Genomic DNA, 12,442 nt, shown 5'->3' on the forward strand with positions numbered 1-12,442 from the left:
AGAAAAGAAAAGGAGTAAAATAAGGCATCGTTCTAAAGAACAATTTGAGTGTTTAGACTTGTGAAAATCTCATACTTCATTAAAAGCAATGCTTAACCTTGGTGAAATTGTTTTAAGGGAAATGGTAGGATGGCTTTTGTTCTAGCACTGTATCGAGGCTTTTTTTTAAGATCTCACCCATTGAATTGCATCCTAGAAAATCTCTGTTTTTATAATGACGAGCAAGCTCCTGCCTTAAAGTATATACATTTTCAATGGGTGAGATCTCGTCTTCACTCATGGCTTTGAGTAGTTCTTCTATTTTTATCTTGCTGGCCTTTAGTCTAGTAGCGATAAGTGAGCGTTCTTCCTTTTGGTATTGTTTTACTGTTTCAGGAGTCATACACTTTATCCCTATTTCTATTAGAGGATTGTTTTGTTTGAAATATTGGGGTAGATAAATAGATTTCCTTCCTTCGTAGGATTGTTGATCAAAATCGATGGCTCTTATTCTGTAATCCACTTCCTCGAAGTCAGGAGTGATATCAATCACAAAATTACTGGAGTGCATGTCTCCTAATAGCCTTACAAAGCATCTTTCGTTAAACTTTACAAATTCTTTAGCCAGTCGGATTTTGTTAAGATTTTTATCATGGAGATGATATTTCATAAACTGATCTCCAGGGATACCTATGATGTGCTCTTCAATGAGTGTATCGCCGTCTACAAAATAGCTCATACGATTAGGGGATAGCAGGTGCTCTAATTCGAGGCCGTATATCCTGGAGGCATCGGCAGTTTTGATATAGAAGTAATCAAAGTTATCATTGATGCGGTTAACTATTCTTACCCGAAAAGGTTGAGTGTTGCCATAAACACAAAGGTCAATCCGGTCTACAAATAAGTGCTGCATAACTGACAGGTCGCCATCAGCCTTGAGAATAGCATATATCTTTTTTAGACTGTGATGAATATGCTTCATGTCATCCTGAGGGTAGAAAACAGATTCCCAAAGAGTGTCTTTATTGTTTTTGTCGAGCAGAGGAATGGAATTATCATACCTGAGAAGATCACTATACTTAATGGGGAGCCTTATTTCCCGGTCGTTGTCAATTAGGTAGTTGCGAAGGTTTTCGCTGATCTTATAGATGTTTTTCTTCTTGTCTATTATGGCCATCTGCTCCTGAGTCGTTTTATTGGTGAATATAAGCTTTTATTGTCGTTTAGAGAAAGTGGAGAATCTTGTATTCTTATAATCTTAAGCGGGGATATAGTCTCTTTTTGGGATTCAATTCCCAAAAGAAGTTCACCTTATTATTAAAGGTAAATTGTAAGTGTCTGATTTTCAGTTGAAAAATAATATTGTGTCAATTGGTACACATGTTGAATATATTAAAGCATAAAATGGTGAGATGAAAAGAGAATGGGAAGCCAGAAAGCTCATTCTCTTCAAAATATAAATGTTGGCGCATTAATACCTAAATAGTTGGTTTTTTTAGGCTGGTCCGGCTGCTAAGCAGTCGGGCCTTTTTTATTTTGTGCTCAAAAGTTTTTTAACTTCCCTGTAACCTTTTAAATCAGGTTCAGTATCCAACCCTGAAAATTCAAAAAAGGTAAAACTCAGGATCAGATGACAGATGAAATGCTCATGATGGCCGTAAAAAACGGAGACCTCCAAAAAGCCTCGGAACTCTTTGATCGCTATCATAAGCCGCTATATAATTTCTTTGTTAAGATCACCTTTGATAGGGATCTTGGCCATGATCTAACCCAGAATGTTTTTTTAAGAATGATCAAATACAGGTCATCATATCGTCAGGACAAACAATTCAGGCCATGGATCTATCAGATGGCCAGAAATATATATGCTGATCATTTTAGAAAAAGTAAGATACTGTATTCAGATTATACCGGGGTGGAAGACCTTAAGAATAGAATTGCTGCTGTAGATGAAGTGATTGAGGAAGATGAAAGGCAGAAGCTACTTTATATTTCGTTGTTCAAATTGTCGCCCGAGCAGAGAGAGGTCCTTATCCTTACAAGGTTTCAGGAAATGAAGTATGAAGAGGTAGCGCAGGTTTTAGACTGTTCGGTCGCCAATGTGAAGGTAAAGGTATACCGGGCAATAAAGCAGCTGAGAGAAAAATATTTAGAACTGGAAAAGATTTAATGTCATGGATGAACAGAAAATGAATGACCTGATGATTGACTATATCGATGGTAATCTCACGGGGGAGCTCAAAGAGTTCGTGACGAAATACATCGAAAAGAACTCTGAAAACAGGCGGAAATATGAGGAGTTGAAAGCAGCTATGTCCCTTTTGGAGCATGATACACAGCTGGAGCCTGACAATAGTCTGAAGACGGATTTTATGTTGGCCTTGATAGAAGAGGTCGAAGCTGAGCATGATCGTAAAGTAAAACCAATTAAGAAAAGTGTATGGAAATTATCACCTTTTCAGTTGGCGGCATCTTTAGCGCTTATCGTGTCAGGAGTATTTATAGGGATGTGGTTAATGAAGGCGGATAGTAATAATCAGCAAATCGCAGAGATAAAAAAAGAGATGGAAGATACTAAGCGTCTTGTGATACACTCTCTCACCGATAATTCATCTGCCAGCCGAAGGTTGCAAGGGGTCAATGCTTCATACTCGATTGGTGATGCAGATGATGAAATAGTGAATGCCTTGATCAGGACTATGAATAACGATGAAAATGCCAATGTGCGGTTAGCAGCAGTAGAGGCACTGGCAAAATTTGCTGATGAGCCAAAGGTGCTGAATGCCCTGATTGAATCTATGGAGACTCAGGCTGACCCTTTAATACAAATTACATTGATCAACTTGATGGTTAAGCTTAAAGAGAAAAAGGCATTGGACGAACTGAAAAGAATTATTGAAGATAAAAAGACCATGGAAACAGTCAAAGATGAGGCTCACATGGCAGTTTTTAAATTATCATGATCGCGAAGTATAAATGTGCACTAAGTATGATGGTGATCGGGACTGAAAATAAATAGGATAACAAAAGATAGAACAGATGAATGCTCAATTAAAAAATGTATTAGGTGTAATTGTATTTACTTTACTAGCGTTGCCGACTTTGGCTCAGCATAAAATAGCCATGACTTCAGGAATGTTGGAGTTGAAGGAGTTGACCAACGTTGCTGTTGAAGGATACTCTGGGAATGAGGTCGTAATCGAGACAGCCGGCTCATATAAAATACCGGAGCGGGCGAAGGGCCTGAAGCCCGTAAATGGCATGGGTTTGACTGATAACACGGGGATAGGTCTTTCAGTAAAAGATGAGGGTAAGGATCGTAAAGTGGTGCAACAGGTCGCACGGAATAACGATGCTAAATATCTTATTAAGGTGCCAAAAGGAGTGAAAGTAAAGTATGTTAATTCCAGTATACACGGTGATGATTTTCAGGCAAAGAATATTGCAGGTGAAATGGAAGTGCAGACACTAGGCGGTGATATTAAGATGATCGATGTTACAGGGCCAATGACGGTAAACTCAGTGCATGGGAATGTTGATGTAGTTTTCACTAATGTATTTCAGGACTTGCCCAGTAGTATAGCTACGGTGCATGGAGATCTGGATGTGACCCTGCCCAAATCCACTAATGCAAATTTGAGTTTGGCAACTAATTGGGGAGAGGTGTACTCTGACCTTGACATCAAAGTGGAGAATGCTGATGGTATGAAAGTGTACGGAGATAAAAAGATTAGTGGGAAACTAGGGAGTGGAGGTGTAAACTTATCGCTGTCAGCTACGCATGGTAATGTTTATCTCAGAGGCAAGTAAAACCTTGGTCAGGTTTTAAAAACTAATCTGATAACAACAATACAACAAAGTGCCTTTCCTGTTCGCATTCCTTGCAGGGCAGGAAAGGTGCACTTTCTCAAAACATTTACTAAGGTCTAAACTCAACAACAATGAAAAATTTACTGATCGCAGTGCTTTTTGTGTTGCCTGGTATTTTATATTGCCAGACAGAAATTAACCAGTCTTTTGATGCTTCAGCAGTTAGTTCTATTAGTTTGAATTTTACATATCCAGAATTGATACAGATTAAAACATGGGACAAAAAAGAGTTGCTGATTAAAGGAACGGTTATGATCAATAATGGTGAAAATGACAGTGCTTTTAAGCTCAAATCAACACATGATAATAGTAAGCTTGTCATTAACTCTGAAATAGAAAATCTCGACGATCTCCCTAAGAAAATAACGGTCAAGAAAGATGGAGAGACTTATGTGTTTAATACAGATAACTGGAATGATCCGGAGTTAAAGAAATTTTATAAGGAGAATGGGCAGGGGCATGAATATGTCACACATGGTGTTCATAAAGAGATAAAACTGGAAATTTTCGTACCATCAAACAAAGCACTTGAAGTCAATGCAAAATATGGTATTGTTGAGGTGCTTTATTATGAAGCTTCGTTGGAAATCAATGCAAAATATGGTGGAGTTGATGTTAGCGTTTCTCCGTCTTCACGGCGTAACATACAGGCTCGAACAAAATTTGGGGAGATATTTACCAATCTGGGCGATGATTTTGAATATACGCGAAGTGATGTACTTGATTATGGGAAATGGATCGTAGTGTCCAAAAAATTAAATGGAGGTGGAGTAAAGTGCTATTTAGAGTCTAAGTATGGCAATGTTTATATCAGGAAATAGAAAACCGCCTCGAAAGGTTTTTGATAGATATTTCTGACTTGTTTGAGGTGTTTAAATGAAGATGAAACTTTCGAGGAAGCCTCCTATTAAATTAATTCCTTCGTTTGTTAGTGGGTTTTTAAATGATCAACCCTTTTTTGTCTTTCGTCAAGTGAAAATTTTCCTGATCCAGTAATAAATACCAAGATCAATAACGCTAATATGATAACTGCCATGGGTAATTCCATATAGTTATCGGAAGTAAGCATCATTTTATAATTAAAAATGACTGCTCCGGCAAGTATGGGGATGTTCAAAAAGCTCATAAGCCGGGTGTAAGCTCCTAGAATAAGAATTATTCCACATACCAAATGAACGAAAACGATAACCTGTCCGAGGTGTGCTGCAATGAAAATCCAGCCCACCGAGGCTATGTTTTCCGTAAAACTTTCAAAATTGATGGTAAAAATCGCTCCCTTGTAAACGATAAACAATCCTACCGCAATTCTAAGGAAATCTACCCATATCGGAGGGTGGATAGAATCCAGCCAATGGTTGAATTTATTGACCATAATGATTCTATTTTATCTATATATAATTTAGACAATATTACTGAGAAAATCAATTCCTGGATGTGTGATAAGTTTGGAGAAGGAAAAAGACCAGAGAAGGGTTAGTCTATGATGGTTGTTTCGATTGAAGAGCTAAGACAGGCTACAGGGCTTTAGTGTGAGCCCTGTAGCCTGTTTTAATCTTAGGATGGAAATTGGATTATTCTTGAGTCTGAATATCCTTAAGTTGGTCTTTTGCGTTTTTCATAGCGCTCAACATCAATTTTCTGACTTTTTCTATTTCAGCTTTTTGCAGTGTGTAGTAGTTTATCACTTGCTCATGATCCTCTACGTTATCCTGAGGTTCAAAATCGCGCATCCATTGCATCATTGCTTCATCTGCCTCTTCTAGCTTCTTTATGCCATTTTCTAGCGCCTGGAGAACTTCTTTATTGCTGTCCTTCTTTTCTCTGACCAGATCCAGTTTTACCTGAAGTTCACCTTTTAGTTTCATCATATTGTCCATTTGAGGCATCACTTCATCGTGTACGGCCATCACTTCGTCATATAATGCCTTTTCAGCCCTTTCTTCTGCAGGCAATTCCTTGTCTTCAATGGTTATGTCTTCCGAACTCTGTTTTTTGCCTTCTCCGCATGATGAGGCAAATACTCCCAATGTTGTGCAAAGGCAGATGGTGTATATTAGTTTTTTCATGATTTTGATTTTGGTTCTGACAAAAATATTGATTAGAAAAATTTCATACAAGCAACTATGTAATTAGCCTTATTTTTTAAATTATTTTCCGATATTGTTGTCCTTAGAATATATAATCTTATAACTACTATGACTGAAGTCAAAAGGACAAACAAAAATAAGTATTTCATTGGGGCGGGTATAGGCGTTGTTGTCGTGCTACTTGCATTTTTTTATTTTAATCGGACCGGTAAAGCAGGTAGTATTGAAGAAACTAAGGTAAACCCTGCCTTTTCAGCGTATATCTCCTCGTACACGGCAGGAGTGGTTTCCTCGAGTTCAAGTGTTCGTGTTCGTCTTGCAATGGATGTTGCTGATTCTACCCAGGTTGGTCAGGAAACGGACAAAGATGTCTTCAGTTTTGATCCAGGTATAAATGGTAAGGCTGTTTGGGTTGACTCAAGGACGGTGGAATTTCAACCTTCGGAAAGACTTAAGTCAGGGCAGATTTATCAGGTTAAGTTTCATCTGGCAAAAGTTGCTAAAGTTGCAGAGGATCTGCAGGAGTTTGAATATCAGTTTCAGGTAGTAGAACAGAACTTTGATATAGAAATTGAAAATATCGAAACTGTTGATAAAACCACACTCAAGGAGCAGCAAATTGTTGGGGTGGTATACACAGCAGATGTAGCAGACAATGAAGATGTTGAAAAAACGGCTCAGGCTGTACAAGATGGAACAACTCTTCCTATGGCATGGAGTCATAACCAGAATGAACATAGATTTATCATAGGAGATGTCAAACGTAAAGATCAGAAAAGTACGGTTAGTGTCAGTTTGGATGGGTCTCCATTAGATGTCGAAAAAAAATTGAATGAAGAGGTAGTAATCCCTGCTTTAGGTGATTTTACTATGGTTGATGTTAAGGTGGTACAAAGCCCGAATCAATATCTTATACTGCAGTTTTCTGACCCTATAAAACCAAAGCAAAACCTTGAAGGGCTTATTACCATTCAGGGGTTACGTACTTTGGACTTTGATATCAAAGGGAATCAAGTCCTTATTTACCCTCCGGTAAGACAAACAGGGGAAAAAACAGTTACAGTCTCTCCTGGTATTAGGAATATTCTCGACTATAAAATGAAATCGGGAGATTCAAGGAACATTACCTTCGCCCAACAGAGTCCGGCAGTGAAACTGGTTGGGCAAGGAAATATCCTTCCAAGTTCTGATGGTTTGATCTTTCCATTTGAGGCAGTAAGCCTGAAAGCTGTTGATGTTGAGATTATTAAAATATATGAAAACAATGTAATTCAGTTTTTGCAGACTAATGATTTTGATGGCAATCAACAACTTAGAAGGGTAGGAAAACCAGTGTTGCGCAAAACTATTCCTTTAAATACTTCAGGTATTGTTGATCTTGGAAAGTGGAATCGCTTCACCCTGGATATTTCAGAGTTGATAAAAACAGAGCCTGGAGCAATATATCAGGTGCGATTAAGCTTCAGAAAGCACCACTCAGCTTACTACTGTGGCGAAACTGAGGCTGAAGAAAATATGGTTCCTCTTGAGGAACAGGCCTGGGAGAATGATGAAGACGAGTTTAATGCTTATGATTCTTACGAATCTTATCACTATGATCCTGAATATCGCTGGGATGAGCGGGACAATCCATGTCATGTTTCATATTATAGTAGCTACGGTAGAGATAAAAGTGTGAAAAGAAATGTATTGGCCTCTGACCTCGGTATGATTGCCAAGCGAGGTAATAGTGGTGAATTAATGATTGCCGTTACAGACCTGAAAACGACAGAGCCTATAGCAGGTGTTCGGGTGGATGTCTATGACTTTCAGCAGCAAGTACTAGCTTCTGCCATTACTGATGCTGATGGTTTTGCAGTGATGCCTCTCAGTAAAAACCCGTTTGTAGTAGTAGCCAGTAGAAATAGTGAGAAAGGATATCTGAAAGTGAACGATGGCGCTTCTTTGTCATTAAGTAATTTTGATGTTTCTGGTTCAAAAATTGAAGAGGGGCTAAAGGGCTATATCTATGGCGAAAGAGGTGTATGGAGACCCGGAGATACACTGCATTTGACCTTTGTATTGGAAGATAAGCTTAAGAAACTTCCAGAGACCCATCCTGTAATATTTGAGTTGTATAATCCTTCTTATCAGTTAGACCGGAAAATGGTTCGTTCCACAGGTGAGAATGGCTTTTACAACTTTAGTGTGCCTACTAGTGCAGAAGCACCCACCGGTAACTGGTCTGCTAAAGTAAAAGTTGGTGGTGCAGAATTTTCTGAGCGGATCAAAATTGAAACGGTAAAGCCTAACAGGTTAAAGATTAACCTTGACTTTGGAAAGGATAAAATAACCTCAGAAGATAGTCAGGTCAAGGGAGACCTTGAAGTGAAGTGGCTACATGGAGCACCTGCACGAAACCTAAAAGCCGAGTTTGAAGTACTGCTGGTTCCTTCAAAGACGAAATTTGATAAATTTCTGGCGTATAATTTTGATGATCCTGCAAGAGACTTTCAGAGTGAAAGCCAAAAGGTTTTTGAAGGTTATGTGAATGACGATGGTAAAGCAACTGTAAATGCTAACCTGTCTACAGAATCTGCAGCGCCTGGTATGTTAAAAGCTTTCTTTAAAGGTAAAGTATTTGAAGAGGGTGGTAATTTCAGTATCGATAACTTTTCAATGCCTTACTATCCTTATAACTCATTTGTGGGTATGAAGCTTCCTGAATCCAAATCATGGAGCAGGTTGTTCTACAATAAGCCTAATCAAATTGATATTGCCACCGTTAATGCAGAGGGGCAGCCGATTTCAAGAAATAATTTGGAGGTAGAAGTTTATAAGCTAGGCTGGCGCTGGTGGTGGAATCAGGATGGAGAGTCGGTAGCCAATTACATTAGCCGTAGCAGCATGGACCCCAAAGTAAAGGGTAAAGTTAATACTACCAATGGGAAGGGTACATTTAAATTTGAGTTAGATGACTGGGGAAGGTACTACGTTAGAGTATGCGACCCCGTTAGCGGACATTGTACAGGAGAAATACATTACACATCATGGGGCGGAGATGGAGGCAGTGTGCCCGGTGGTGCTACCATGTTAAACTTCACTTCTGACAAACAGAAATATCAGGTAGGAGAAAAAGTTACCGTTACCATACCAAGTAGTAATCAGGGGCGAGCTCTTGTAAGCATTGAAACAGGCAGCAGAGTACTGGAGACACATTGGGTGCAGACTCAAAAAGGAGAAACTACCTTTACATTTGAAGCATCCGGAGAAATGGCTCCTAATATTTATGTCTTTGTCACCTTGCTTCAAAAGCATGAGCAGACGGTGAATGACCTGCCAATTCGTATGTATGGAGTGATACCGGTTGCCGTTGAAGATCCCAAAACAATTTTAAAGCCGGTAATCCAGATGCCAGATGTGCTTGTGCCTGGTGAGGAGGTGACCATTAAGGTTTCCGAGGAGGCTCAAAAGAAGATGACTTACACCGTGGCAGTGGTGGATGAAGGACTTCTTGATCTTACTAAATTTAAAACGCCTAATCCATGGTATACTTTCTATGCTCGAGAGGCACTTGGTGTGAAAACCTGGGATTTGTATGAATATGTTCTGGGGGCGTTTGGTGGTAAGCTGGAAAGGCTGCTCGCTATTGGTGGTGACGATGAAGGTGTAGAAAAGCCTAATACAAAAGCCAACAGATTTGAACCTGTAGTCAAATATCTGGGGCCGTTTACGCTGGAGAAAGGAGAGATCAATACCCATAAGTTTATAATGCCGCAATACATAGGTTCTGTCAGAACGATGGTGGTTGCAGGCTATGAGGGTGCTTATGGCAGCGCAGAAAAGGCAACTCCGGTGCGTCAGTCGTTGATGGTATTAGGTACTCTGCCAAGGGTATTGGGCCCTGAAGAAACGGTTAAGCTTCCGGTTACAGTCTTTGCTCAGGAGCAGAGTGTGAAAAACGTAAAAGTGAAAATTGAAACAAATGACCTAATAGAAATTGTGGGATCTGCCACTCAATCGGTTACTTTTAATGAGGTTGGCGATAAGGTGATATACTTTGATTTAAAAGTCAAACCTCAGTTGGGGATAGGAAACGTCGATATCGTAGCTACATCGGGAGGTAAAACAGCGAATCATCACATTGAACTTGATGTGAGAAACCCAAATCCGCCTGTGGTGAAAGTGATGGATGCATTGCTGGAAGCAGGGCAGGCCTGGAATACAAATTTCGATCTTGTGGGTATGTCAGGTACAAATACTGCGACGTTGGAAATATCTAACATTCCTCCTATCAACCTTGAGAAGAGATTGAAGTACCTCATTAGGTACCCTCATGGTTGTATAGAGCAAACAACATCTTCAGTTTTTCCTCAGCTTTACCTTACGGATATTACAGAGCTCAATGACGCTGAAAAGGCAAAAATTGAGTCAAACATCAAAGCTGGTATCGAGCGTCTGAAAACCTTCCAGAAGAGTGACGGAGGATTCTCTTACTGGCCGGGAGGGGAAGACTCCAATAGCTGGGGATCAACATATGCAGGTCATTTTCTCGTAGAGGCTGAAAAGCGTGGATATAACGTGCCGGGAAATATGCTCAGACAGTGGAAGCGCTATCAGAAGCGGAAAGCGGCAGAATGGAGGGAAAGAAGTAACAGCTACTACAGTTCGGAATTAATGCAGGCCTATCGCCTTTACACCCTGGCTCTGGCGGGAAATGCGGAAACGGGAGCTATGAATCGTTTGAGAGAAAAGGGTAATCTATCTTCAGCCGCAGCGTGGAGGTTAGCGGCTGCTTATGTGAAAGCAGGTCAAAAAGAGGCTGCAGAGAAACTGGTGGAAAACCTGGAGACAGTGGTGAAGGACTATCGTGAACTGAGCTATACCTACGGTTCTTCGACAAGAGATGAAGCTATGATCTTGGAAACATTGAGTATGCTGGACCAAAGGAAAAAGGCTGTTCCTGTTTTGCAAAGGCTGTCCGCTGCCCTTGGTGACAACGGCCGTTGGATGAGTACACAAACCACAGCCTATAGTCTGATTGCTATAGGTCAGTTTGCCGGTGGTGAAAATCGCACAAAGGAAATAACTTTCAGCTATAAACTGAATGGAGCGGGAGCTGTAGAGACAGCAACGCAGCTTCCGGTTGCTCAGGCAAATCTCAATGTGCAAAAAGTAAATGGAAACAATATTGAGGTAAACAACCCTACTTCAGGAATCCTTTATGCACGGCTTATTATGGAAGGTACACCTACCAGAGGGCAGGAGCAGGCATCGGAAAGCAACTTGAAAATGAAAGTGTCATATACCAATACCGATGGAGAGTACATCAATCCTGAAACTCTGGAGCAGGGAACGGACTTTGTAGCAGAGGTTACTATTACCAACCCTGGTGTAAGAGGTACATATGAAAATATGGCACTTTCCCAGATCTTCCCGTCAGGTTGGGAGATACATAATGCCAGATTGAATGATATGGAGGACTATACAGCAAAAGATAAGCCCGACTATCAGGATATTAGGGATGATAGGGTTTATACTTATTTTAGTTTAAGGCCCAATGAGAAAAAAACTTTCAGAGTACTGCTGAACTCGAGCTATCAGGGAGGTTACTATATGCCTGCCATCAGCTGTGAAGCTATGTATGATAATACAATCAGTGCAGTTATTGCTGGGAGGGAAGTGAAAGTAATTAAAGCAGGTAGTGATACTCCTTAAATAATTATTAGGCTTCTATAAAAAGGTGCCCGGAGATTCAAGGAAGCTTCGGGCATTTTTTGACCCAACTCCATTATCTTTCTGTCCTGTTGCTGATGTTTTTCTGCTAACAACTAAATGTTGTAGTCACAAAGACCTCTTTCGAATATTAATACCTTTATTATCTATAAATTTTTTTAGAATAATCCAGAAAATAATAATACCTTGCGGATTGATTTTTATGAGTTATGTTTGAAGATTTTCCTGCTTGGTGGGATGCCCTGAGTATAATTGAGAAGATTTATTGGGGGTTTGCTATTCCATTTACTGTTTTATTTGTGCTTCAGATGGTGTTGACCCTCATTGGTGGAGAAGTTGAAACTGAAGGAGGAGCAGATTTTGATATTGAAACAGACCATGGAGCAGGCTTTCAGTTCTTTACTATAAAGAACTTTGTTGCATTCTTTACCATATTTTCATGGACCGGTATCGCCTGTCAGGACGCAGGTCTGAGTATTTTAGGGACTATTGCGGTTTCAGTGATTGCCGGAGTACTCATGATGCTAATCATGGCGGCATTGTTTTATTCCTTCAGCAAGCTTACAAGTAGTGGGACCTTAAAATTGCAAAATGCTAAAGGGGGTGTTGGAGAGGTCTATCTTACGATAAAAGCAAAAAGGGGTAATATAGGCAAAGTGTCTATTATGGTGCAAGGCTCTTTTCGCGAGCTTGACGCCATTACGGATGATGATCAGGACCTTACCAATGGGATGGTTATCACAGTTCGGGATGTTATAAACGGCAATTTATTACTAGTATCTAAAAGTTAA

The 12,442-nt window shown here is 40.0% G+C and carries 9 protein-coding genes; 6 read left to right on the top strand and 3 right to left on the bottom strand.

The window, feature by feature from the left end:
* Positions 1 to 112: 112 nt before the first annotated feature.
* The gene (locus JMN32_RS13390) at positions 113 to 1,156 is read right to left on the bottom strand and encodes a hypothetical protein (RefSeq protein WP_202856824.1); all 1,044 of its coding nucleotides are present in this window, start codon (positions 1,154 to 1,156) and stop codon (positions 113 to 115) included.
* 453 nt (positions 1,157 to 1,609) lie between these two features.
* Here JMN32_RS13390 and JMN32_RS13395 point away from each other — a divergent pair, with 453 nt between their 5' ends.
* The 4 genes from JMN32_RS13395 to JMN32_RS13410 all read left to right on the top strand — a co-directional run bounded on the left by JMN32_RS13395 (position 1,610) and on the right by JMN32_RS13410 (position 4,670).
* On the top strand, positions 1,610 to 2,149 hold the full coding sequence (locus JMN32_RS13395) for an RNA polymerase sigma factor (protein WP_202856825.1): 540 nt from the start codon (positions 1,610 to 1,612) through the stop codon (positions 2,147 to 2,149).
* Positions 2,150 to 2,153: 4 nt separating this feature from the next.
* Positions 2,154 to 2,942, top strand: a complete 789-nt coding sequence (locus tag JMN32_RS13400) for a HEAT repeat domain-containing protein (protein ID WP_202856826.1) — start codon at positions 2,154 to 2,156, stop codon at positions 2,940 to 2,942.
* A 76-nt stretch (positions 2,943 to 3,018) separates the two neighbouring features.
* Complete coding sequence (locus tag JMN32_RS13405) at positions 3,019 to 3,789, top strand: DUF4097 family beta strand repeat-containing protein (RefSeq protein ID WP_202856827.1); 771 nt, start codon at positions 3,019 to 3,021, stop codon at positions 3,787 to 3,789.
* A 131-nt stretch (positions 3,790 to 3,920) separates the two neighbouring features.
* Entirely contained in the window at positions 3,921 to 4,670 is a 750-nt protein-coding gene (locus JMN32_RS13410; protein ID WP_202856828.1) for a hypothetical protein, read from the top strand.
* Between the two features lie 107 nt (positions 4,671 to 4,777).
* Here the strand turns inward: JMN32_RS13410 and JMN32_RS13415 are convergent, their stop codons facing one another.
* A complete protein-coding gene (locus JMN32_RS13415) occupies positions 4,778 to 5,221 on the bottom strand; it encodes a DoxX family protein (RefSeq protein WP_202856829.1) in 444 nt (147 codons plus the stop codon).
* 199 nt (positions 5,222 to 5,420) lie between these two features.
* On the bottom strand, positions 5,421 to 5,915 hold the full coding sequence (locus JMN32_RS13420; RefSeq protein WP_202856830.1) for a hypothetical protein: 495 nt from the start codon (positions 5,913 to 5,915) through the stop codon (positions 5,421 to 5,423).
* A gap of 129 nt (positions 5,916 to 6,044) precedes the next feature.
* Between JMN32_RS13420 and JMN32_RS13425 the strand changes: the two genes are divergently transcribed.
* The gene (locus JMN32_RS13425; protein ID WP_202856831.1) at positions 6,045 to 11,633 is read left to right on the top strand and encodes an alpha-2-macroglobulin family protein; all 5,589 of its coding nucleotides are present in this window, start codon (positions 6,045 to 6,047) and stop codon (positions 11,631 to 11,633) included.
* Positions 11,634 to 11,860: 227 nt separating this feature from the next.
* A complete protein-coding gene (locus tag JMN32_RS13430; protein ID WP_202856832.1) occupies positions 11,861 to 12,442 on the top strand; it encodes a hypothetical protein in 582 nt (193 codons plus the stop codon).

It is taken from the genome of Fulvivirga marina, assembly GCF_016775155.1.
GTDB lineage: Bacteria > Bacteroidota > Bacteroidia > Cytophagales > Cyclobacteriaceae > Fulvivirga > Fulvivirga marina.

Excerpts from the sequence above, each read along its gene's own strand:
- JMN32_RS13430 (WP_202856832.1), top strand. The coding sequence starts at position 11,861 with ATGTTTGAAGATTTTCCTGCTTGGTGGGATGCCCTGAGTATAATTGAG.
- JMN32_RS13400 (WP_202856826.1), top strand. The coding sequence starts at position 2,154 with ATGGATGAACAGAAAATGAATGACCTGATGATTGACTATATCGATGGT.
- JMN32_RS13390 (WP_202856824.1), bottom strand. The coding sequence starts at position 1,156 with ATGGCCATAATAGACAAGAAGAAAAACATCTATAAGATCAGCGAAAAC.
- JMN32_RS13405 (WP_202856827.1), top strand. The coding sequence starts at position 3,019 with ATGAATGCTCAATTAAAAAATGTATTAGGTGTAATTGTATTTACTTTA.
- JMN32_RS13420 (WP_202856830.1), bottom strand. The coding sequence starts at position 5,915 with ATGAAAAAACTAATATACACCATCTGCCTTTGCACAACATTGGGAGTA.
- JMN32_RS13410 (WP_202856828.1), top strand. The coding sequence starts at position 3,921 with ATGAAAAATTTACTGATCGCAGTGCTTTTTGTGTTGCCTGGTATTTTA.
- JMN32_RS13415 (WP_202856829.1), bottom strand. The coding sequence starts at position 5,221 with ATGGTCAATAAATTCAACCATTGGCTGGATTCTATCCACCCTCCGATA.
- JMN32_RS13425 (WP_202856831.1), top strand. The coding sequence starts at position 6,045 with ATGACTGAAGTCAAAAGGACAAACAAAAATAAGTATTTCATTGGGGCG.
- JMN32_RS13395 (WP_202856825.1), top strand. The coding sequence starts at position 1,610 with ATGACAGATGAAATGCTCATGATGGCCGTAAAAAACGGAGACCTCCAA.